The organism is Methanocaldococcus jannaschii DSM 2661 (genome assembly GCF_000091665.1).
Lineage (GTDB): Archaea > AGJL01 > Methanococci > Methanococcales > Methanocaldococcaceae > Methanocaldococcus > Methanocaldococcus jannaschii.
In genome coordinates this window covers 706,769-730,135 of record NC_000909.1, presented here as the reverse complement: position 1 = coordinate 730,135, position 23,367 = coordinate 706,769, and the positions used below count along the sequence as shown (strand labels likewise).

The 23,367-nt window shown below is 30.0% G+C and carries 27 protein-coding genes; 2 read left to right on the top strand and 25 right to left on the bottom strand.

Annotated features, from left to right (window positions below):
- Positions 1 to 123: 123 nt before the first annotated feature.
- Positions 124 to 1,143 carry a M24 family metallopeptidase gene (locus MJ_RS04310; RefSeq protein WP_064496631.1) on the top strand — a complete coding sequence of 340 codons (1,020 nt, stop codon included), beginning with the start codon at positions 124 to 126 and terminating at the stop codon, positions 1,141 to 1,143.
- Here MJ_RS04310 and MJ_RS04305 read toward each other — a convergent pair.
- From MJ_RS04305 to MJ_RS04225, 17 genes are all read right to left on the bottom strand, one after another.
- Positions 1,140 to 1,742: a DUF366 family protein gene (locus MJ_RS04305; protein ID WP_064496630.1), complete on the bottom strand. Its 603-nt coding sequence runs from the start codon at positions 1,740 to 1,742 to the stop codon at positions 1,140 to 1,142. The genes MJ_RS04310 and MJ_RS04305 overlap by 4 nt on opposite strands.
- Positions 1,743 to 1,746: 4 nt before the next feature.
- Positions 1,747 to 2,607, bottom strand: coding sequence for a radical SAM protein (locus MJ_RS04300; protein ID WP_010870314.1), 861 nt, complete (start codon positions 2,605 to 2,607; stop codon positions 1,747 to 1,749).
- A 27-nt stretch (positions 2,608 to 2,634) separates the two neighbouring features.
- Entirely contained in the window at positions 2,635 to 3,153 is a 519-nt protein-coding gene (locus MJ_RS04295) for a DUF5673 domain-containing protein (RefSeq protein WP_010870313.1), read from the bottom strand.
- Between the two features lie 19 nt (positions 3,154 to 3,172).
- Entirely contained in the window at positions 3,173 to 3,739 is a 567-nt protein-coding gene (locus MJ_RS04290; protein WP_010870312.1) for a methanogenesis marker 17 protein, read from the bottom strand.
- A gap of 221 nt (positions 3,740 to 3,960) precedes the next feature.
- Entirely contained in the window at positions 3,961 to 5,100 is a 1,140-nt protein-coding gene (locus tag MJ_RS04285) for an ATP-binding protein (protein WP_010870311.1), read from the bottom strand.
- A 24-nt stretch (positions 5,101 to 5,124) separates the two neighbouring features.
- The gene (locus MJ_RS04280; RefSeq protein WP_064496629.1) at positions 5,125 to 6,363 is read right to left on the bottom strand and encodes a methanogenesis marker 15 protein; all 1,239 of its coding nucleotides are present in this window, start codon (positions 6,361 to 6,363) and stop codon (positions 5,125 to 5,127) included.
- Between the two features lie 103 nt (positions 6,364 to 6,466).
- A complete protein-coding gene (locus tag MJ_RS04275; RefSeq protein WP_064496628.1) occupies positions 6,467 to 7,351 on the bottom strand; it encodes an AIR synthase related protein in 885 nt (294 codons plus the stop codon).
- A 2-nt stretch (positions 7,352 to 7,353) separates the two neighbouring features.
- Positions 7,354 to 8,346: a tetratricopeptide repeat protein gene (locus tag MJ_RS04270; RefSeq protein WP_244409510.1), complete on the bottom strand. Its 993-nt coding sequence runs from the start codon at positions 8,344 to 8,346 to the stop codon at positions 7,354 to 7,356.
- A gap of 28 nt (positions 8,347 to 8,374) precedes the next feature.
- A complete protein-coding gene (locus tag MJ_RS04265) occupies positions 8,375 to 9,478 on the bottom strand; it encodes an ABC transporter permease (RefSeq protein ID WP_010870307.1) in 1,104 nt (367 codons plus the stop codon).
- Between the two features lie 12 nt (positions 9,479 to 9,490).
- Positions 9,491 to 9,901 carry a hypothetical protein gene (locus MJ_RS04260; protein ID WP_064496627.1) on the bottom strand — a complete coding sequence of 137 codons (411 nt, stop codon included), beginning with the start codon at positions 9,899 to 9,901 and terminating at the stop codon, positions 9,491 to 9,493.
- Positions 9,891 to 10,598 (bottom strand): ABC transporter ATP-binding protein, encoded by a 708-nt coding sequence (locus tag MJ_RS04255; RefSeq protein ID WP_010870305.1) that lies wholly within the window; start codon positions 10,596 to 10,598, stop codon positions 9,891 to 9,893. The genes MJ_RS04260 and MJ_RS04255 overlap by 11 nt, the downstream gene beginning before the upstream one ends.
- A gap of 19 nt (positions 10,599 to 10,617) precedes the next feature.
- Complete coding sequence (locus MJ_RS04250; RefSeq protein WP_010870304.1) at positions 10,618 to 11,130, bottom strand: hypothetical protein; 513 nt, start codon at positions 11,128 to 11,130, stop codon at positions 10,618 to 10,620.
- A 4-nt stretch (positions 11,131 to 11,134) separates the two neighbouring features.
- Positions 11,135 to 12,649 (bottom strand): COG1361 S-layer family protein, encoded by a 1,515-nt coding sequence (locus tag MJ_RS04245; protein WP_010870303.1) that lies wholly within the window; start codon positions 12,647 to 12,649, stop codon positions 11,135 to 11,137.
- 79 nt (positions 12,650 to 12,728) lie between these two features.
- Positions 12,729 to 13,145, bottom strand: a complete 417-nt coding sequence (locus MJ_RS04240) for a Yip1 family protein (RefSeq protein ID WP_244409509.1) — start codon at positions 13,143 to 13,145, stop codon at positions 12,729 to 12,731.
- A 57-nt stretch (positions 13,146 to 13,202) separates the two neighbouring features.
- Positions 13,203 to 13,739 carry a stage II sporulation protein M gene (locus tag MJ_RS04235; protein ID WP_010870301.1) on the bottom strand — a complete coding sequence of 179 codons (537 nt, stop codon included), beginning with the start codon at positions 13,737 to 13,739 and terminating at the stop codon, positions 13,203 to 13,205.
- Positions 13,740 to 13,799: 60 nt separating this feature from the next.
- On the bottom strand, positions 13,800 to 14,288 hold the full coding sequence (locus MJ_RS04230; RefSeq protein ID WP_010870300.1) for a hypothetical protein: 489 nt from the start codon (positions 14,286 to 14,288) through the stop codon (positions 13,800 to 13,802).
- Between the two features lie 68 nt (positions 14,289 to 14,356).
- Entirely contained in the window at positions 14,357 to 14,626 is a 270-nt protein-coding gene (locus tag MJ_RS04225; RefSeq protein ID WP_010870299.1) for a hypothetical protein, read from the bottom strand.
- 335 nt (positions 14,627 to 14,961) lie between these two features.
- On the opposite strand from MJ_RS04225, the gene argH reads away from it, so the two are divergent.
- Complete coding sequence (argH, locus tag MJ_RS04220) at positions 14,962 to 16,416, top strand: argininosuccinate lyase (protein WP_010870298.1); 1,455 nt, start codon at positions 14,962 to 14,964, stop codon at positions 16,414 to 16,416.
- A 21-nt stretch (positions 16,417 to 16,437) separates the two neighbouring features.
- Here the strand turns inward: argH and MJ_RS04215 are convergent, their stop codons facing one another.
- From MJ_RS04215 to hmd, 8 genes are all read right to left on the bottom strand, one after another.
- Complete coding sequence (locus MJ_RS04215) at positions 16,438 to 17,127, bottom strand: metal-dependent hydrolase (protein ID WP_010870297.1); 690 nt, start codon at positions 17,125 to 17,127, stop codon at positions 16,438 to 16,440.
- A gap of 34 nt (positions 17,128 to 17,161) precedes the next feature.
- Positions 17,162 to 17,512 carry a DUF2283 domain-containing protein gene (locus MJ_RS04210; RefSeq protein ID WP_010870296.1) on the bottom strand — a complete coding sequence of 117 codons (351 nt, stop codon included), beginning with the start codon at positions 17,510 to 17,512 and terminating at the stop codon, positions 17,162 to 17,164.
- An 82-nt stretch (positions 17,513 to 17,594) separates the two neighbouring features.
- Entirely contained in the window at positions 17,595 to 17,822 is a 228-nt protein-coding gene (locus tag MJ_RS04205) for a hypothetical protein (protein WP_244409508.1), read from the bottom strand.
- Between the two features lie 27 nt (positions 17,823 to 17,849).
- Positions 17,850 to 19,364 carry a 5,10-methenyltetrahydromethanopterin hydrogenase cofactor biosynthesis protein HmdC gene (gene hmdC / locus MJ_RS04200; RefSeq protein ID WP_010870294.1) on the bottom strand — a complete coding sequence of 505 codons (1,515 nt, stop codon included), beginning with the start codon at positions 19,362 to 19,364 and terminating at the stop codon, positions 17,850 to 17,852.
- Positions 19,365 to 19,513: 149 nt separating this feature from the next.
- Positions 19,514 to 20,059, bottom strand: coding sequence for a hypothetical protein (locus tag MJ_RS04195; RefSeq protein WP_064496626.1), 546 nt, complete (start codon positions 20,057 to 20,059; stop codon positions 19,514 to 19,516).
- A 77-nt stretch (positions 20,060 to 20,136) separates the two neighbouring features.
- The gene (locus MJ_RS04190; RefSeq protein WP_244409507.1) at positions 20,137 to 20,682 is read right to left on the bottom strand and encodes a hypothetical protein; all 546 of its coding nucleotides are present in this window, start codon (positions 20,680 to 20,682) and stop codon (positions 20,137 to 20,139) included.
- A 13-nt stretch (positions 20,683 to 20,695) separates the two neighbouring features.
- On the bottom strand, positions 20,696 to 21,775 hold the full coding sequence (hmdB, locus tag MJ_RS04185; protein ID WP_064496625.1) for a 5,10-methenyltetrahydromethanopterin hydrogenase cofactor biosynthesis protein HmdB: 1,080 nt from the start codon (positions 21,773 to 21,775) through the stop codon (positions 20,696 to 20,698).
- 269 nt (positions 21,776 to 22,044) lie between these two features.
- The gene (gene hmd / locus MJ_RS04180; protein WP_010870290.1) at positions 22,045 to 23,121 is read right to left on the bottom strand and encodes a 5,10-methenyltetrahydromethanopterin hydrogenase; all 1,077 of its coding nucleotides are present in this window, start codon (positions 23,119 to 23,121) and stop codon (positions 22,045 to 22,047) included.
- Positions 23,122 to 23,367: the final 246 nt, after the last annotated feature.

Sequence of the window (23,367 nt, the reverse complement as noted above, 5' to 3'; positions counted from 1 at the left end):
TAATTTAGTTTTTTGCAAAAGTTATTAAAATTCATAATGAAAAATTGAACGCCTTCCCAAAGGAAGGCGTTCATAAGTTCCTTATGTACTTCAAATGTTTTGCAAAAAACTATTGGTGATATTATGAACAATAGGATAGAGAGGTTTTTAAAGTATATGGAAAGTGAAGGTATAAAAAAGGCTGTGATTTTAAAGAAAGAGAATATAAACTACTTCTTAGGTAAATACTTTATGAGCTTTTCTGTTTTAGTTTTTGAAGAACAGCCATATTTATACGTTGGAAAGCTTGACAAAGATTATGCTGAAGAGCATTTTAATTTTTTAGAGATTAGAGAGTTTAAAAGCTGGGAAGAGATATTTAAAGGATGCGATGGAGTTGAAAAAGAATTATCAATTGGTTATTTAAAATACATTGATAAAGAGTATAAGATAATCTCTGACAAAATCAAAGAGATGAGGATGATTAAAGATAAAGAGGAGATAAAACTAATTAAAAAAGCTGCTGAGATTAGTGATAAAGCTATAAATTGGGTTTTAAATAATTTAGATGAAGTTAAAAATCTAACAGAGTATGAGTTGGTTGCTGAGATTGAATATATTATGAAAAAACATGGTTCAATAAAGCCGGCATTTGATTCTATCGTTGTTTCTGGTAAAAAAACTTCATTCCCTCACGCTTTACCTACAAAAGATAAGATTGCAGATATTTTATTAGTTGATATTGGAGCAGTTTATGAGGGCTACTGTTCAGACATAACAAGGACGTTTTTATTAAAAGACGATGAAGAGATGAAAAAAATTTATAACTTAGTCTATGAAGCAAAAAAAGTTGCTGAAGAGCATTTAAAGGAAGGAATTTCAGCTAAACAAATTGATAACATAGTTAGAGAGTTCTTCAATGATTATAAAGAGCTATTTATTCACTCTTTGGGGCATGGCGTTGGATTGGAGGTTCATGAAGAGCCAAGGCTATCAAACAAATTGAAAGATGATGAGGATATTATTTTAAAAGAGGGCATGGTTGTAACCATTGAGCCGGGCTTATATTTAAAAGACAAGTTTGGTGTGAGAATAGAAGATTTATATTTAGTTAAAAAGAATGGATTTGAAAAGTTAAGTAAAGCAGAGATTTCAGAATATTAAATTAACGGCAATGTCTTTCTCAAATCTCTCTCAATCTTGTCTATCTCCTTGGCATAATTAATAGCTATTTCTCTCATAACTTTATCTATATCTTTTATTCCTAAATCTTCCAATCCAATAATTTTAACATGCTCAGCCCCTTTTGATTTGACATTTATCCCCAAATGAATTTTTGCGGAAACAGTTCCTTTACATGCAATACAAACAGATAATTTTTTGTCCTCAAAGTATAAATCATCCCCATCTCTTTTTAGCTTTATATTATAGCTCTCAATCACTTCCTTAGCTATAAAAACCAGTAATCTCTGCCTTAAATATATTGTCTTTAAATCAATGACATCAAAATGCTCTACAACAAAATTTATGGCATCCTCTGATTTTATTGGGGTTTTAATATCTTTCTCTCTCTTAATATCTTTTAAATCCTTCATATTCTCTGTAGTAACTTCCATTCTACCTCTAAAAACAACTATGCTATCTTTTTGAATGTCAAAGGTTTTAAATGCCCATAATGGTTCTATCTCTTTTCCAGTGTAGTCTAATCTATCCTTAACAAAGATTATAGACATATATTCAGTATCATAAACTTCAAAATCCATAAAATCACCATGGTAAAGGCCTATGTTCTCTTTTAATATCTGGAACTTCCGAGAATACATCATAGGTTATATTGTTTAATATAAAACCATCCATTTCCTTTAATTGAACCAATAGGCATCCTTTAATGGTAACATTAATTTTAGGAGCGTTTTTTTGCATCTCATCAACTATTAGCAGTAAATCTCTAATTCTTCCCAAGTTATTCAAATCTATTCCAGCATTTTTTAAGAGATTTTCATTCTCTTTGTATGAGATGAGTTGATGAACCATAATCTCATCAGCGTAGTTGTTGAGTTCTTTAGCTAAATTTAAAAGCTCATTATCATTAAATCCTGGAATATAAATAGACCTAACAATTGTGTGTAAATACTTTGAGGCAATTTTTATATTATTTAAAACTCTATTAAAATAATCTTTTCCAGTTAATAGTTTATACTTCTCTCTACTAAAAGAGCTCAAACTAATCATTATTAAGTCTAATCCCAAATCTTTAAGCTCTTTAATAATCTCTTCATTTAACAAAGTTCCATTTGTCTGTAAATCAACTCTAAGCCCCAAATCTTTACAAAACTCTATAGCTTTTTTAACACCTTCTAAATCCAACAACGGCTCTCCATATTGGGATATAGTAACTGTCTCAGCCTCTTCTAAGTTTCCATAAATTCCTCTTTTTACAGTTTTTAGCCTTGAGTAGCAATATATACAGTTCAAATTGCATTTTTGTGTTAATTCTATTGAGGGATGATGTTGAGGATTTTCTATCTCTAAGTTTATGCCTTCACAGCCAATGCAATGTCTAACAAATTTTAAAATCTTAGCTATATTTTCCAATTTATCGCAAATCTCATTTCTTAAAACTATCATGCAAATCCCATTTTAGTTTTTATCAATCTAAATCTTTTTTAAATAGTTCTTTATTATATCCTCAAGTTCTTTGCTATATTTTAAATGCACTGGATAAGTAACTCCTTTCTTCCCAATGAGTATGATTTTGTTATTTTCTATCTTATAACCTTCAAAACCTTTCCATGTTATAAATCTAAATCCTACATATATCCCATTCTTGCAAACACGGATTTTGTATTTTACAAACAACAAACCAAAGATAAACAAAACGAAAAATGTTATGGCAAATGTTAAAGAAAATCTAAAACCTTCTGGCAGTTTTTCCCAGAATAAATACAGAAAACTTCCAATAAAAAATATAGGAAACCCAAAAGCTAAAAAAATCATTAAAGCATATTTTTTCCCAAATACGTTAAAGTTGTTATCCTTATAGACAAATAAAGCATCTTTTATTAAATTCTTTTCTGATTTTATTGCTAAATAAATCCCATAACACAAAATCCCAGCTAATGCAAGCTTGATTAACCCAACGTACGATATAAGAATTACTCCATAGGAGTTCATAAACTCCCCTTATCAGTGCTTAATAATAACCAGCAGTATTCATCTTCTCTAACTTATCCTTTAATTTTAATGCCTCTTCTATCTCCTCATCCTTCAATGGTCTTTCTGAAGCAATACAAACAATGGCTTTGTCTATATAGGTATTTTTAATCCTCATACCCTCTGGAAACACCCTACCCATAAAATCCATAACCTTATCTATGAAATCCTTACCTGCATCATAAACTTCCATATCTAAATCAATATCTGAATCTGTAACAACCTCAAACCTTGATGGCTGGTCTATGACGTGTATCTTTTTTAACAGATGTGGGAGATATGTCTCATCAGTGATTTTTAGCTTGTATATTATTTTACCACCTTCTTTTTTTTGCTCTACAATTTCAGCAAAATCTCTCAACTTAATAGCTCTTCTTGTATGTTTTGGTAAAACCCCTAATATAAAATAAGGTTCTTTCTCTTTAGCAATAAATTCAACCCTAATTATTGATTTTCCTAAAAGCAAATCTTCCAACGCTGTTTGTATGACCTTTGTATAAATCTCCTTCCCGGCTTTATCTTCACAATGGACAACTATTTCAGCCATGTTATCACCAATTATAACACTCTCTTTATAGCATTCGCAACCATAGGAGGAAACCTCCTATTGGTATACCTCCCGTCCATTAACCAATTATCAAAGCTAAATCATCTATTAAGGAACATTTAGAAGCCCAAAGGGTTCTATAAGTGCCATATTAATTTAAAAACTTTGATAATTGGTTATAAGTTGGGGGCTTTCAGCCCCAATTAATGTCCAATTTTTAATCATAATAACCTTTTTATAGCATTCCAAACTAAATAACTTTGAGGTTTTAAAATCCCTTCAATGGGATTTAAAAATAAGATATTCCTTTTAATCAGATAAGTATAAACTGGCACCGGGATATGTTTTTTACTAACCTCATACTCATCCTTAAATAACTTTAAAGCTTCAATAACATTATCTTTTTTAATCTCTATAACTTCATCACCAACATCTACCTTTGGTTTTGAATAATTCAGCATGTCCAAAAACATGTCCAATTTTTGAACTGCATCTTTTAGCATAAACTCTAAAATCTCTCTTAAATCCTTAAATTTGCTTTCTTCAACAACGTATTTTATGTCTTTTGGCTTTCCACCAACATAGCTATAGATAAGCTCTTTATCTTCGTTAGTTAGGTTAATATTATTCTCCACTGCTAAGAAATCCATAAACTTTAAGGCAGTTTCCTTGTCAAAATCATCCACTAATAGATATTTTGCCCTTCCCTCTAACTCTCCAGTGCTATAAACGTATTCAATAAATAAGCTATCTGAACTTAGACAAAAAACATGGCATAGATGTTGTTCTTTAGTTAGAGAGACTAAAAACTGAAACAACTCTTTTAATAAATACTTCTGCCCATTTCCGAAGCGAAGCGAAGGAAACGCTGAAAATCTTTGATTTTCAGTGTTCAATACAACATCTTTAATCATCTGAAGTTCATCAAAAATTAATATTGGCTTTTTCCCACTCTTTTTAACCTCTAACAATAAGCTGTTTAAGTATTGGAAGGCATCGTTTATCTTCTCCTCAAATAGTTTATCAAACTCTACCTCTGGTATTGGAATTCCAGTTAAAATCCTAACACCCTTGGTTATTAGATTCAAAACCTCATCCTTATCCTTAATCTTCTCAAAGAAATCATCTTTTTTAGTGGTAAAGATAGCTTCAATAAATTCCCTCTTTTCTGAAATTAAATAAGTCCTAAAATTAATATAAAAAACCTTATAATCATCACTTAGTTTGTTTTCAATGATGTGTTTTATTAAGGCAGTTTTACCACTATTTAAAGGGCCATAGATAAAATAAATATCATCTGGCTCTCTATTTAAAATATGGAGAATTTCATTAATCTCCCTCTCTCTATCAAAAAATTTCATAATTCCACCAAAAATTTAAAAAAATTATGCCTTCATCTTCTTGTATCTATATCCAGATGATAATAAAGCTGCTCCAACAGCTCCAATTAACTGGGAGTATCTTGGGACAATAATCTTTCTTCCTAAAACTTCTTCCATAGCTATAACTAAACCTTTCAACAAACTACTTCCTCCAACCAATATAACTGGGTCTCTAACATCAACCTCTTGTAATTGTTGCTCAAACACTTGTTCAGCTACTGAGTGAGCTGCTGCTGCAGCAACATCTTCAGCCTTAGCTCCTTCAGCTAATGCAGTAACTAAATCCTGAATACCAAAGACTATACAGTAGCTGTTCATCTTTATCTTTCTCCAATCTCCCTTAGCTGCCAATTCTCCAAGCTCTTGTAAAGAAACCCCCAATCTCCTTGCAGTAATCTCAAAGAACCTACCACTTGCCCCAGCACAGATTCCTCCCATTGTAAATCCATCTGGAATGGCATCGTATAGAGATATAGCTTTGTTGTCCATCCCCCCAATATCTATAACTGTTGCTTCTCCTTCTTGCTTATCAGCTAAATATGCTGCTCCTTTTGAATTGACTGTTAGCTCCTCTTGGATTAAATCAGCTTTAAAGTATTCTCCAACTGTATATCTACCATACCCAGTAGTTCCAATGGTTTCAACTTGGTCTAATGATATGCCAGCTTCTTTTAAAGCATTATTAACTGCTTCTTTAGCAGATTCAATAACATCCTTTGTATATATCCATCCAGTTCCAGCAACTTCATCATCTATCATAACAACTGCCTTTGTTGTTGTAGAACCGCTGTCAATACCTAAGCTTATTCCCTCCTGCTTTTTTCTTGCCAATAAAGATTTTCTTTCAACAATTGTGGTTAATGCCTCCATTCTTGTTAATAACTCAGATGCTTTTGTTCTCTCTGTGAATGAATACATAACTACTGGCAGATTTGTGTTTTGTTGTATAAGCTTTCTAACTTCATTTCTTACCAAAGCTCCTTCAGCACATCTAAAACATGTAGCTATAAACACTGCCTCAGCGTCTGTATTTCCTTCAATAATTGACATTGCCCTTGCAAACATCAATTTTAAGTTTGCTGAGCCAACTTTAAACCCTAATCTATCCTCAACTTCATCAATATATGATAAATCAACCTCTGGAAAAATGAGTTCTCCACCAACTTTTTGTGCCGCTTTTTCAATTTCGTGATAAACTCCGCTCCATTCAGCACCACATGTTAATAATGCAATCTTTACCATTAACTTCACCCAATTTAATATTTATATAGTAATGAAACTTTTCTTAGTTTCATCAAAATATATTGTTATCTGATTCTTGGTTTATTTATAAATATCTTCAACTCTAATATTTATATGGAAATTTTTTTATTAATTCTAACATTTTATTTTCAGATATATATTCCTTTGTGCCTATAATCAGCTTTGGTTTTTCTAATATTCTACCAAACAATACTACAGGGCATTTATTTTTTAAAGCAATATCTACTACTTTTTCATATTCTTCCTCTGGAACTGCTATTATATAAGTCCCTAAATATCTTGTAGCCCTTGGATATGGAAGGGACTTTATCTCAGCTCCTTTTTTTGCCTTAATTAACATTTCCAATAAATTCCCTAACCATCCTCCCCTTGATGCATCCTTACATGCGTTTATTTTTATCCCATTCTCTAAGATTTCTAAGTATGTGTCAAATTTTTTCTTTGCTTTATAAATTCTCTCTCCAACATCTCCCTCTACTGGGTCTCCAAGCATAATTAGTAAATCTCCATCTTTAGCTCCTCCATCTTTTATTATCAAATTTTCATCAATCAACTCCCCAAAAACAGCTACTGAAATACAGGATTTCAATTCTTCAACCGTTTGTGTATTTCCCCCAATTATTGGAATATTTAGTCCTATACTTTGTTTTCTTAAACCATCAACAGCCAACTTTATCTCATCTTCATTTTTTGCTTGAATGGCATTTAATGCAAATTTTGGCTCTGCCCCCATTGCTACAACATCACAGGCAGTGTGAATTAAAGCTGTTTTAGCCCCTAATTTTAAAGGATAGGGCCCTTCCATATTAATAACCATGTTTTTTATAACTACTGCATCATCTCCAGCTTTAATTCCACTTTTTAAATCATCAATTAAATCATCAAAGTGCCAAAATGCCTTTCTTGGATAGTTTGTTTCTAATATATGCTCTATAGCCATTTTTAGCTCGTATTCAAAATTTTCCATTTTCACACCAACTTTTTATAAAATTCTTTAGCTTTTTCAATATTTCCAACCTCTTCATAAGTTAAAGCAATAATTTCATATATTTCATAATGATAAAGGTTTATTTCCTTTAATTTTTCAAAACATTCTATTGCTTTCTCATCTTCTCCTAAATAAATGTATATTCTTCCCATAGATTCATAAATCTGTTCTAATTCAAACACATTTGGATTTAATTTTAAAGCTTTCTCAAAATATTTTAGTGCATGTTTATATTTCTTCAATTTGAAGTATGTAAAGGCAACTTTTAAAATTAAATCAATATCATCTGGTTTTAATTCTAAAGCTTTTTTAAAGTAGTTTATCGCTTTTTCACAATCTTCTTCATAATATAACTCTCCCAAATATTCCAATGCTTCTACATCATTTGGATTTAATTCTAAAACTTTTTCAAAGTATTTTATTGAATTTTTATTATCACTCATTAAATAATAGCTCTTTCCCAATCCAAAAAGTGCTTTATAGTTATTTCTATCTTTTTCCGATGCCTTTTCAAAATATTTTATTGCTAAATCTCTTTTATATAGTTTTAATAAAGCATAGCCCTTTTTACATAGAAGTTCTGTATTTTGATTTAACTCTAATGCTTTGTTGTAACAAAATAATGCTTCATAATAAGCTTTCCATAGATATGCTTTATCTCCAAGGTTTTTCCAAAGTTTCCAGTTTTTAATATCTTTATTGCTTAAACTTAAAATACACTCTATTTCACCCAATAATTTATCAATATCTTCATAAAGAGTTGATAACTTATTATATATCAACCTTAAATCATACAAACTCGAATTATTTGGACTATTTTTTGATATTTCTTCTGAAATTTCATTAGCAGTTTCTATTAGCTTATCAATCTCATCAATAAGCATTTCTGTAAGTTCTTTCCCAATCTTTAACCTATTTTTTAAAACATTATTTTTCAATAAGTTTAAAATTTCTAATGTGAAGTTTTTGTCCATTTTAATCGCCATAATTTATTATTATTTATTATTCATTTCTCAATGACTTTATTGGGTCTAATTTTGATGCTTTATATGCTGGATATAATGCTGAAATCAGAGATGTTAAAATTCCAAATATTATGCCAATTATCATATAGAAGATTGCATAATAAGACAGTGAAGTTTTTAACAGATAATGAACAATCAAATACCCAAAGAATAAACTCAAAAATGCCCCAATTAAAGAGCCAATAACTCCCAATATCAACGCTTCATAAAGGAATAAAATTATAATGTCCTTTTTTGATGCTCCAATGCTTCTCATAACTCCAATTTCCGTTGTTCTTTCAACAACACTCATCAACATAACATTTCCAATTCCAATACCAGCAACTAACAATGAAATAGCTCCAATACCCATTAAAAAGTAAGAAACCTTAGTTATAACTCCGTTAATCGCCTCCAATATAGAGTTTAAAGATATTATTATGCATTTTTTCTCTTTTCTGTTTAAAATTTTATCTGTTTCATTTTTTATTTTATCAATATCATTTATATTTTTAACATAGAGGATTATTCTTGAATAATTGTAATTATTTTCTCCATAAAACCTTCTGTATGTTTTTGCCGTTAAAATTAAAGAATTATCTGGGAATAAAAATGTGCTGTTATAAATCCCACATATCCTCAATGAGATATTTTTAATCTCCAATTGATTTCCAACATTAACATCATTAACATTAGAAAAGAACGTATCAACAGCAACAGAAGTGTCAGAAACCTTCACTTTCAAATTTAAGTATTTTATGTCATTTTTATCAATGCCGAAGATGTTTGCGTATGCTTTTCTATTCTTTCCTTTTATATAAACAAAATCAGAAGTAGCATAAACTGGAATAACTTTGCAATTTAAAACTCTCAGTTTTTCAATATCTCTTTTATCAAAAGAAGTATAACCATTTTGATAATTTGGAAAAACAATTATATAGTTAGATATGCTCCCCAAATTTTCCATAATTCCTTGTTTTAATCCTCCTCCTAATATTCCCAAAGAAGATATTGCCGCAACCCCTATTATAATCCCCAATAAAGCTAAAATACTTCTTAACAAATTTCTTTTTAAATTTCTCTTTGCTAATTCAAAATACATACTCTCACTTATTTAATTTGTTATTTTATCCAACTTCTTAAAAAGATTTAAAAGAAAGAAGAATAACATTAATGTCGTATAACCTCTCATGCTTGGGATGTGATTTTCAAAAAATGTTAAGCCCAAAAATAACGTGATTCCTAAAATAAAGGTAATTCCAAAGAATATAGTGAAAAATTTTGCAAAATCCTTAATAATATCTTTTGACGAAAAATATGTCGAAATTGATAAAGATAAGAGAAAACCAATAATATGGATAAAATCATAAAACTCTATAATATGATATTCATCACTCGGATAAGTTATATATTTTCCAATTAAAGAAGAAATGCTTCCATCTACAACCAAAATTATAAAAATATACAACAATATCGCTACTACAACTGCTCTAACTTTATCGAAGTTTGAGATGTTATCTATCATCAAATCCCCTCAATTTTTCTTCCCTCTCAACCTCTCCATCTTTTAAATAAATTATTCTCTCTCCAAATCTCGCAACATTTATATCATGGGTAACAACAACAACGGTTTTTCCATCCTCTTCATTTAATTTTTTTAATAATTGCATTATCTTTTCTCCTGTTTTGCTATCTAATGCTCCAGTTGGCTCATCCGCCAATATAATTGGTGGGTTGTTTGCCAAAGCCCTCGCTATAGCAACTCTCTGTTGTTGCCCTCCACTCAACTGATTTGGTTTGTGATTGGCAAATCTCTCCTCCAACTCTGCCATCTTTAAGCATTCTAAAGCTCTCTTCCTCCTCTCTTCTCCGCTCATTGCTCCCCTATATTTAAAAATCAGTGGAAGTTCAACATTTTCTAAGGCAGTTAATAAAGGAATTAAGTTGAATTGCTGAAAGACAAAACCAATTTTATCTCTTCTAATTTTTGTTAATTCATCATCATCTAAGTCATTGGTCTTTATATTATCAATATAAACCTCTCCCTCTGTTGGTTTGTCTAAACAGCCAATAATATTTAACATTGTTGATTTTCCACTGCCAGAAGGACCCATAATCGAAACAAACTCTCCCTCTTTTATATTCAGATTTACATTTTTTAGAGCATAAATAATTTCTTCTCCCATTTTGTATGTTTTTGTTACATTTTTGAGTTTAATCATAAATTCCCCCTAAGAATTTTTAAATTATTTCGTTAATTACTATTTTCTTAGGAATGCCTTTAATTTTTAATATTGTTTGATTTTTGTCCTTATTAGTTGTTTTTTCAATCTCTTCCCAGCTATAAAATGCAATACCCTCAATCAATATCCCTTTTTCGTAGATTCTTATCCTATAGGTTTTATAAAACTCAGAAATTGTAAATGCCACTATAAATATAAAAAATAAAACTGCACTGTTATAAAAAGTCCCAGAGAAGTATATAAATCCAGCATATCCTAAAACTAACATTAATCTTAAAATTTTATAAACTCTATTTCCAAATATTCTCTTAACTTCTTTTTTAAGCCGTCCTTTATCTATCTTTAATATTTTTCTTGAGATATAGATTAAAATTAAAGTAATTCCTACTAAACTTCCAAAAGCCAGCAGTATAAATAGCAGTATTGATTTAGTAATTAAAAGTATGGATACGATTGACGCGAGTATTAAAGCCATTCCAATATAAAAATAAAATGGATTTATTCCTTTCATAATATCACTTTTTCTTTACGAATCCCCTATAAATTAAATAAACTACTCCAACACAGAACAATATAGCTATTCCAACAACTAAATAATTAATTCCTCCATTATTATTAGTCTTTAAGGAAACCACTTCTTTACTGATTTTTACTGTTTTATATATGGTTATTAGGTTGTTATCTTCATCTCTATAGCTTATTTTAAGTGGAATTTCATTTACATTTCCATTAATTTGGCAGTGCAGTTCAAAACTACCATAATCATCTGGATTTAATGTTCCAACGAAGTAGTTTTCATACGGCTTTTTTGGAATGATGTTTTTTGTTTTTTCTATTGAGATTAAGACGCTCTTTGCCTTTCCAGTTCCAATGTTGTCAATATCTCCAGTTATCTTTATTTCGTTAAATGAACTTTCTATATCAATCCCACTTAAAACCAAATCTGCCTTTCCTACAACATTTATTGTTAGATTTTTCTCAATCTGATTGTTATCGAAATATATAACTATAGGAATTGAAGTAACTCCCTCTTTATCTACTTTTATTTGGAAAGTTAGATTTTTTGTCTCTCCTTTTTTGATGAATATAGATTTTTGGTTATTTCCAATAAAGTATTTACTTATTTGAACAACAAATAAAGAATCTTTATAATTATTTTTTATTGAAATTGTTAGATTTTCTATCTTTCCAACTGTAATAGTTGGGTTTTTTATATTTATTGAAATTAACTCATTTGGGAATACATTGAAGGTTAAAATTCCAGTTTCTTCAACTATGTTTTTATTTTGATACGTTAAGGTCTCTGTTTTTGAGTCCCCTTCTATTGTCTCTGATTTTTGGGTTAATTCCAACAAATTATAAGGGTTCTTGTAAGATATTTTGTAATTTATAGAATAAACTCCTTCTTTTTTGGCAAAGATAGTTAGTGGAATGTATGTAGATGTCTTTGAACCCAAGGCAGATATTGTGAAAGTATTATCTCCTAAAACCATTAAATTATTCGAGTTTTGAAATTCTATTTTTATATTTTCAGCAGTTCCTGTTCCTTTATTTGTCAATAGTAAGAGAATTTGATTATTACCAACTTTTAGTATATTATTAGTGGTTTCTATAACTAAGTTTGCCTTTCCTCTCACTGGAAGGGTAAAAATTCTATTTTCAGAATATTGCTGATTACCTTTTGTATAGTTGCAATAACCTGTTATCTTATAATCATAATTTGGTGCATTAGGATTTATTTTTATTATTAAGTGAGCTACACCATACTCATAAGGAAAAAGATGTCCAATCCATTGCTTTCCTCTAATAATCTCTATGTTTTCTTTGGATATTTGATTTGTTGGTTCTATATATACAACTGTATTATTGATTTCTTTGTCTGATTCTATTGTTATATATAAATCATAGGTTTTAGATGGCTCCAAGTATTGAGCGTTATAATCAATATTTTTGAAGGTTATATAGGCAGAAACCTGAGATAAAAGAAATAGGAAGATAAAGATGATAAATAAGTTTTTTAATCTCTTCATCTTTTTCCCTCATTTTATAGTAACTTTAATACACTGTATAGTTGATACAAACCAAATATAACTGTTGGAATTAGTGCAGTTATAAACGCATTTCTTGTTGTGAGATTTCTCGCATATAATAGGCAATAGGTATTGTTATTAAAGCTCCAACTATATTTGGAAGGAATCCATAGCCAGTAAAGGATAATGTTTTCTTAAAGCTTCCTTCTCCTTTGAATATCATTGAAATGAGATGCATAAATCCAGCTATAATTAACCATGCAACAATTCCACCAATAAATGTGGATATTAACGCAATAATCTTGGTAAATGCCAATACTTGCTGATACTGTGGAGGAAAGATTTTGTATATAATTGAAGTTGATATGTAGGCAGAAATTGCTATCAATATGGAAAAGATTAAAACAATTAAAAATGGTTCTTTTAGAGAGATTTCTTTTTGAGAGAGTTTTTTGAAGAAAGTGTCTGGATTTGTTAAAGCTTCTATTAAATTCATTAGTATCACCTATTAGATTTTTCAATGATTGTATTTGTTACTTCAACTATTTAAATCTTACGTTAGTAGATAAGTGGCTATCTTTGGAGTGATATAAACTTCAATAAAAGCGGCTATAACGATTAGAATTATTGAAATTAGAGATAATTTTAAAAAGTCCTTAATATCTTCTTCTGTAAGTGGTTTTTCTTTTTTATCTAATAAGTAGAGAGTTACTTTGTAAGGAATTTTAAAACCTGCTACTGCTGATATTAACATTGCTGAGATTTCGAATATTCCGTGTGGAAGAATTAAAGCGGTTATTAATTTTAACGGTTCGTTAGTTAGGGAAATAGAACCAATTAAGACACCAACATTAAAACCGTTGAATATTAGATTTATAAAAGTAGATAATCCAAAAGTTATAGAACCAGCCAACATTAGGAAGATAACTTTTAAGTTGTTTGTTAATATTGAAGGAAAGTTAAACTGTATATTGGGTATATAGTTGGATAAATCCTTATCGTTAATTTTTGATAAGTTGTTTATTGAGATAAATCCAAAAATAAAACCCAATGAGAAGAGCATTAGAGTTAAGATTATTGGTATTTTCATGGTTTCACAATTGTTAAAGTTATTATTTATTTTATCATCATTATTGTATAGTATAGTGTTCTAAGTAGTACCTCTTATTTTATGTAATAATATTGTCCTACATACTAATGAACCAAAGATAAATAAAGGTACAAAAATTGCACAGAATGTAAAGAAAATCTGAAATATAGCAGTAAAACCATAATATAATAATTGCTTATTTAATAATATAATCAGTAATAATAACGAATAGAATATCGAAACCATCACTTCGTATTGTGCAATTTTAAATATAGTTTTTAATCCATTATTCTCTAATATATCTCTTTTTAATTCTTCAGTAGATATCCTACATATTTTATTATAAAGAGCAAATGATGTAATAAACCCAGCAAATATAGATAAAACAATCAATTCTACTATCTGGCGATATACAAAATTCAAATTAAATTTATTAAATGTAAATGTAGTATCAAGTACAAGTATAAGCATGAAAGGCATAACCAAACATAAGACCAACGCTAAATAAGTGAAAGACAATATACCATTTAATTTCTTTTCAAAGTTCATGTATTATCACCCATTATATCACCTAAAAAATATCAAAAAATTATTAAAATTAAAAAAGAAAAACATTTTTAAGCTAATACCGTAGTACTAAACACAACAGTAAATACTCCAGAAGCCAATCCTGCAGGACCTAATGCAGCAGAAATAGCCGCTCCAGTAATAGCTGAATCCGCAGCTACAAGATAACACTGCTGAGCTGTATCAATATCTCCTACATAGTATTGATAATACAATCCAGCATCTCCCAAAGCTATTGGCTCAGCCACTAAAGCCCCTATCATACTTACTAAAATCACTGCCCCAAAAATCTTATATACTCCCTTCTCTAAAAATTTCATATTGCCACCTCTTAAGGTGGTTGTGTAGGCACTGGCTCAGCTCCATATAGGGAGCGTCATCGCCAACTATTCTTTAATTTTTTGTATGGTGCCCCTATTATTTTCCACATTTTTCACAAATGTAATAATACAAAACCTCTATATATATTATGATTTAAAGTTAAATAGTAAATTATATATGTTAAAATTTTTAACTTATTAGAATTTTTAATAATAAAACAATTATAACTTTAAAAAAGTAAATTATTTTTAACTATTTTATAATTTTATATCAAAAAATGAAATATAACATAATCAATATTATTTAAACACGATTAAAATGCATTGGTGAAATAATGAACATCTTAAGGAGAGGAAGATTAGGAAATTCAATAAAAGAAGATGTAGCAAAATACACAACAAGCTTAAGCTTTGATAAGGAGATTTTTGAAGCGGATATCTTATGCGACATAGCTCACGTAATAATGCTCTATGAACAAGGTATAATAAAAAAGGAAGACGCAAAAAAGATTATTGAAGGGTTAAAAGAGATTTATAAAAAAGGAATGGAAAATCTCAACTTAGACCCTTCCTTGGATGATATACACATGGTCATTGAAAGTGAGCTAATTAAAAAACTTGGTGAAGATGTAGCAGGAAGAATGCACACTGGAAGAAGTAGAAATGATGAAGTAGCAACAGATTTAAGAATTGCATTAAGAGAGAAGGTCTTAATAATAGCTAAATCTTTAATTAAGATGTTAAAAGATATTTTAGAATTAGCTGAGAAACATAAAGAGACATTAATCGTTGGATATACACATTTACAGCATGCTCAGCCAGTAACTTTTGCTCATCATTTGCTTAGCTACGTTTCAGCAATTGAAAGAGATATTTTAAGATTGTTAGATGCTTACAAAAGAATAAATATTTCTCCATTAGGTTGTGGAGCAATGGCAACAACTGGATTTAAGATAAACAGGGAGAGAACTAAAGAATTATTGGGCTTTGATGCTTTGATAGAGAATTCAATGGATGGTGTTTCAGCAAGGGACTTTATATTAGAGACAATGGCTGACTTAGCAATATTAGGAACAAACTTATCAAAAATCTGTGAAGAATTGATTTTATTCTCAACCTATGAATTTGGAACTATTGAGATTGCTAATGAGTTCTGCTCAACATCTTCAATAATGCCTCAAAAGAAAAACCCTGATGTGGCGGAGATAGCGAGAGCTAAGCTATCCAAATTAAATGGAAATTTGGTTACTGCATTAACAATATTAAAAGCTCTACCAAATACTTATAATAGAGATTTACAGGAAATAAGCCCACATTTATGGGATAGCGTTTATACAACAATAGACACAATAAAAATGGTTCATGGAATGCTAAAAACAATAAAAATTAATAAAGAGAGAATGGAAGAATTAGCTAAAGCAAACTACTCAACTGCAACAGAATTGGCAGATACTTTGGTTAGAGAGACAGGAATTCCATTTAGAACAGCACATGGCATTGTTGGAGAAGTTGTTAGAAGAAGTATAGAAGAAAAAAAGGATATGATTGAAGTTATCTATGAAGTTTTAGAAAAATACAATTTGAAAGTTGATGAGGAGAAGATAAAAAAGGCATTAGACCCTTATGAGAATGTTAAGATGAGAGATGTTATAGGGGGCCCTGCTCCAGAAGAAGTTGAAAAAAGGATAAAGGTATTTAGGGAGAGATTAGACAGATATGAAAAAGAGGTTGATGAGAAATTGCAGAAGATAAATAAAGTTAAGGAGATACTTTTATCCTATGAAATTTAATTTATTTTTATTTGCATTTTATCAAAGTAATGATAAAATCATATATTTCCAAACATAAACTGCCATTAAAGCCCATATTGCCACTAAAATATACCCTTCTTTTTTTCTTAATTTATAGTTAGATAGTGGATAAAAAGCCCTAACCCCAGCTGGTGTCATTGTATCTCCAACTAAATGAGATAAATATCCAAAAACAACTGGTAGTATATAGTATAAAGCTCCATTAACATTTATATTTGGATTTAAAATATCCAAAACAGCCCATGCAAACACAGCAAAAATCATAACTCTACCAAGTAAAACCTCATTGGTAACCATTAATAGAGATATCAGTCCAGCAAAAACTGATGAGATAAATGAGAGTTTGTAAGCTAAATATCCCAAAATAGAGGATACAAATAACAGAGACCAAAATGTATGTGTTAAACCTCTATGATCTGAAAAATATGGAATTAAGTATATTAGAAGAATTAAAACCCCCAAAATAAATAAATCAACATTAAATAGATGTTTATCAAAAAAATACAGTAAAATATTTATAAAAACAATCCCTCCAGATATTAAAAGCCCTCTTTTAACAATATCCTCCTTAACATCATGGTCTAAATCTGGATACAAGGCTCCAGCTAAAGCTAAAAATATCTGTTCTGGTGAGGAGATAAAAGGCAATCCAAAGATAATTCCTAAGATTGTATGTCCCTTCCAATTCATAAAAACCCCTTATATTTTTATTTTTTTATTTTATTTACCCAATTACAACCTCTCCCTCTTTTAATCCAATAGTATTTAGTCCTTTAACAACTGATTCTTTAATAATTTCTTTTTTCCTTCTTAATAGATATAGTTTTATGTTTAAAGTTATCAAATCCTTAGTAATTTTACCAACTGCCTCAAATTTAATAAGATTTTTAAGTAAATCATACTTATCAACGTTAAATAGTTTTGAAGCATTAAGAATTTCAATTCCTACAACATCACCATTTTCATCAAAATCGATTAAAATATCATCTAAATCCAAAGTTTTTTTAGATTTTGCCCCCTCTTTATAAACTAACAAATTATCATTTTCATAATCGTAATCTATTTTAACTTTCATTATTTTTCCCTCCTTTTTCTATCTTGTGGAAATATTGTAATTAAATTTATTTGCAATGGTTCAATTGACTTTATGCTCATAACTACAACAACATCATGTTTTTCATCAAACTCATAATATACCTTAAAAATTTATCATCCTTCTGCTTTAATATCCCAACTGGTTTATTTTTAGTTAAAATTTCAAATAGCTCTTCTTCATTTGGTATATTATCTTCTCTAAGTTCAATTCTAATTTCAAAGTGTTTGGTTTTCTTAAAATTTTCCTTTGTAGCATTAGATAGATAATTAAGAAATTCATCAATATCCATTAACTTCACCATCTCAAAATCAAAATTTTAAATCAAAAGCTCAACCTTACTATCTCTAAGCTTATTTAATATCTTCAAGGCAATATTTGGGATAAAGGTTGTTATATATGCTTTATCTGCCTCTAATACCTTCTTATCATCTCCATTGCATGGATAAGCATTGATTCCTGCCTCATTTAAAATTTTGATAGTGGCTTTCTCCACCCAACTATCAGTATCTGAAATATAAACCTCCTCTGCTTTTTCAGCAATTGCCCAACTTATATATCTCCCCCCAATCAATCCAACCTTTTCAGCTGAAATATCATCAATAGTTTTATTTATCTTCAATTTTTTGCATAAATTACTCTCCTTTATAGCCGCCCAGTGTGCATCTCCTAAATAAAACCCTCCAATGCTGTAAGGGTAAATATTCCCTTTCAAAAACCTATTTCCTAAGGCAATTGCTTTAACCATATCTTTATCAATAAATGTTGCATTGACATTTCCTGCTCTTATTTCCTCTTTAATTATTCTCATAACTCTTCTCAATCCAAAATTCCCTCTCTTTGCAGTTTTTGGGCTATAGCCGCACATATACCCATGATGATTTAATGGAAAGCCAGTTAATATTGTATTTAGCCCACTCCTTAAACCAACTCTGCATTCATCCTCATAAGCTCCATTTGTTGCCACAACTCCTCCTTTAACCAAAATCCTTGAGACAGCTATAGCCTTAGCAAAAGCCTTCAACCTATTCTTAGCCCTATTAAATGGAGCACCTTCAACAACAAACACATCAACATCTAAATCAATGCATGCTTTAATTCCAGTTATTAAATCATCATATCCATCTCCAATGTGGAAAATGCCTTCTAATCCCTTACCATACTTTTTAGCTGTCTCTGCAACAATCTTCATCTCTTCTAACGGAGCTGCATGCTCCTCTCCACCCTGCTCCTCAACAACATTTATACAGAGGGTTGATGCTAACTTTATCCAATCTTCAAATTCATCTGCATGCTCTTTCTCCTTCTCTATCAATCTCTTATGAATTCTATTTCTTGGACAACCTTTAAATGGTGGTCCTTTAAAGTAACAATCCCCATAACAGTGAGTTATCTCCTTTGGAAACCTCATAGGTCCATACATTCCAAAGTGGTCTATATCTATTGGCACATCAACATTTTCTAAAACCATTTTTAAAACTTCTATTGGCTTTAAACCCTCTTTTTCAGCAATATCTGCTACCGCATAACTGCATATATGAATTGGAAATCCCATATAATCGGTTAATATACAATTTTCAATAAACTGAATTAATGTTAATGATGATGAACACGGCCCCACAGCAATCTCAACCAAATCACACCCCATTGGGAATGTTCTTAAATTACTACCCAATTTTTGAATCTCTTCCAAGGATAAATCATCAACTGCATCAACAATCTCAATTATGTCGCTTTCTTTTAATTTTTTCTCATTTAGTTTTTTTATAATCAGTTTTCTTAGCTCTAATGCTGAATCTAAGCTATTAACTGCCTCTTTAATGAGTTCTCTCATAAAAATCCCTCAATTTATTTATAACAACCTTTTAAGAAAGGTTGATCAAAATGGATGCATTGCCTCGCTTTGCTCGGCAATCAGATGAAATTCCCTTGGAATTTCATTACTCATCTCGTTTCACTCGATGATGCCTCTTCCATTAGCATTTATTTATTGAGGTATTTCTGAATCGATTGTATAATTTGCAGATATCTATCTTCAATCCTCTCAACTAACCCTAAATCATAGTTGTGTGTTTTTAAGATTATAATGTTTTCTATATTTTTCCCATCAAACAAATAATCTGGAATTATTAAAATACCATTATCAGAGATTTCTAAGCCTAAATCTTCAACAACCTTTCTAATAAACTCTGTTTTTGGATTAACTTTTACATTCAAATCTTTAACCAATTTTTTTATTTCTTTTTCTTTATTTTTTAGGAATTCTATTGATTTATCTATTTTTCCTTCCTTTCCTATGCCTAATTTTTTTAATTCTTCTAAACTCTTAATTAAATCCATAAAAGTTGCTGATTTAACTTCAAAAATCTCCGATTCTGGATTTAGCTTTTTAACTCTCTCCTTATATCCCTTAGATATAATTAAAAAATCACAATCAACTTTGGTATTGTAGGGATTAACTATCTCATACTCTTCCAAACCTATCAAATCAGCAATCTCTTTATACATCTTTGTTATTCCAATTTTCATAGTTCCACGTATCAACTGTTTTATTCAAAACTATCTCTTTTTGATTTCTTTCAGCTATAAACCCCCAAAAAATTTATTTACCTCTTGCATTCTATCACCAACTTATCAATCTTTAAAATCAGCCTATCATTTAAATCCTCTTTACCAACCTCCCCCCATTTATAAAAGCCCAATGGATTAATAAAAACCCCATTTTCATAAAATTCTACAATAACATCTCCAACAACTATTGAAATAATTATAAAAAACGCAGAAATCGAATATAAAACAAATTTAGTATATGGATTTATGTTTAATGATACTAAGTTTCCAAAAAGATAAAAATTAATCCCAACAATAAACAATAAAACTTTCAAAATTTTATATTTTTTATTTAAAATCTTTAATTTTGTGTATTTTTTAATTAATTTTCCTTTATTTTTTCCAGCAATTGATTTAATAAATAATCTAATTAAAATAATGGAAATCGGCAATAAACATATCAAAATGACTCCCGAAGTTATGATTATTGTTTTTAGACCTAATCCGAATGTTAGATACACTAAGCCAAAAATAAAAAATTCAACAAATATTACACTACCTAAGATAAATGGATAGGCTAAATAAACACTTTCTCCCCTCATAGTTCCACACTTATTATTTTCCATAAATCTTCAAATAATTCTCATACCTTCTCCAATCCAACTTTGGCTTTAATCCCAAATCCATAATCATCTTAACAACTTCCTCCAAATTCCCAGTTTTTGGATTTCCAACTCCCTTTACGTTCATTGGATGATTTTTAGGAATAACCGTTGCTACATTACTCGCCCCTCCAAATAATGCAAACTGCACCAACTCAGCCCCTATAGTTGGTGTTGGTGATGTAATCCTTATATTTGGAAATATCAGCCTTGTTATAGCTATCGTCTTTGCCTGCTCCAAAGCAGAACATTTTGGATGATTCTCCATAGGAGTTCCTTTGTAAGGGTTGAAACCCATTATTGGAATTTCCCCAACATTTAACTCATTTTTTAAATAAAATAAATGCTCTACTCTATCCTCATAACTCTCCCCAATACCAATCAATAAGCCAGTAGATAACTCAATATCATATTTATTAACTAATTTACAAACCCTTATTCTATCTTCCAACTCCTCTCCCGGCTTAACCTTTTTAAAAAGATTCTCATTTATTGTTTCTAAATTACAACATATTGTATCAATTCCATATTTTTTAAGTTCTTTAATAGATTCCTCTGTTAAATCAGCCCCTGCATTAACTAAAACTTCCAAGTTTGTGTATTTTTTAACTATCTTTAAAGCTCTTATTACTTCTTTTCCTTGATAACCATGTGCAGAAGAGCAACTAACTCTTTTTATCCCACTCTCTTCAATGGCTATTGCTGATTTTTTTATCTCCTCATCTGTTAATCTAAACGGCTCATAATAGCCCTCTTTTGAAGTTCCGGCAGCAAAACCGCAATATAAGCATTTAGGATTCACATGGCAGATGTTGGTTATGTGAATTGTTGATGTGATCTCAATCTTCTTCTTAAAATAATCCCTAACCCTTGAGGCAATGTCAAATAGCTTTAAATAATCTCTCCAATTGTCTATTTTAAATAATTTTAATGCCTCATCTTCATCTATAAGCCCATTTTTTATAAATTCGTTATATTTTCTTCTACTTTCTAAAAATTCTTTAAACTCTTCTTCAATTTTTCCAAATACCATTAAATCACCAGATATTTTTACTTTACTTATTTTATAAGTATATTTCACACTTTTATATTTTATTTTGCATTAATATTAATAATAATTTTTAATATTTTCTGACTTTAATATTTTTAATGTATTTTTTTGCAAAAAAAGAAACAATTTTCCTGTAAATTTTTTAATGAATTTTTATAGAAAAAATGAAAAATTATCTTATAAAAAATAAAAAATTAGAAATTAAGTTAAATTACAATTTATTTTGATTTAAATTTTACCTATCCCTTTATTTATTCCTTTTGAGACATTATTTCACATTTTGTTTTTCCTTCTTCTTCAACTACTTTGTGTTTTTCTAAGACCTTTAAAGCAGTTGGTAAGATCTCTGCCAATGGACCAAAGCACATACTATCAGCGGTTCCCAATAAAGCAGCTGGGTCTAACGCCTCCTCCATGTTTGCTATTCCCTTCTCCTTCATTAAGTTGTGAATTTGTGTTAAAGCTTCATCAGCCATCATCTGAGCGAAGTCAGCTGGAGCTCCTAAGATCTTTGTAACTGCATCTCTGTATGCTAATAAACCAGCATAAACTGTTGCTGTAACTGCTGAACACATATCACAGACAGGACCAATCAAGTTAGCTGGCATTTTAAATGCTTTTCCTCTTGCAATTTTACCTATTTCATATAATTTATTAACTGCCTCTTCACTTGCATAACCTTCTGCGATATAAACTTGTCCCTTCATCTCTGGAACACATCCGGGGTGGTATGAGGTGATGTTTAAATCCTCTCTTCCCAAGTCTTTAAAGATTTTAGCAAACTTTGTTGTTGGGATTGTACATGCGTGGGTTACAATAGCTCCTTCTGGAATTGCATCTGCAAATTTCTTAATAATGTCTGGCTGTTTGTTTCCTTTTGGTAACCATGTAATTACAATATCTGCTCCCTCAACTGCCTCTCTATCATCTGATGTTACTTTTAAACCAACATCCTCTGGATGGACTAAGTGGATACATGCCTTTGGTGGTTTTGGCAACTCTTTTGCCTTTGCCTTAACAACTTCTCTAATCTTTGGCATTATGCTCTCTGGGTTTCCAGATAAGTGAGCTTCCATGACTTCTTTTGGGTCAAATTCATCAATAACAACTAATCCTGGTTCTTCAGCAAAGCATGGGTCTGAAACAATAACTTCTTTAACATCAGGAACTAAGTGTAAAAGCTCAGCTCCATAGGTTATAGAAGAGTGTGTTAAAGCAATTTCTGGTTTTCCTACTTCTTTAGCAACTTCACAAGCTCTCATAAAATTGGTTATTCCTGCTGCTGCGTGGGTTCTGTAACATCCAGCTCCTAAGATTGCTATTTTCATCCTCTCACCTTTTTGTTAATATTGTGAGTGACTTTGGTAATATTATTGTTATGTTTGGTAATATATAAAATTATCTATTTGGTTCTAAGTAGTAAATAGCCATAAATAAGTATTATCAATGATATTATATTTTTTAATAGCCAATATCAAAAATTAAATATAGGCTAAAAGAAATCCATAGTCATTTTAAAAAGTTCTGTATTAAAAGGCATTTATAAAAACCAAGGGGCTTTTATATCCATTCCT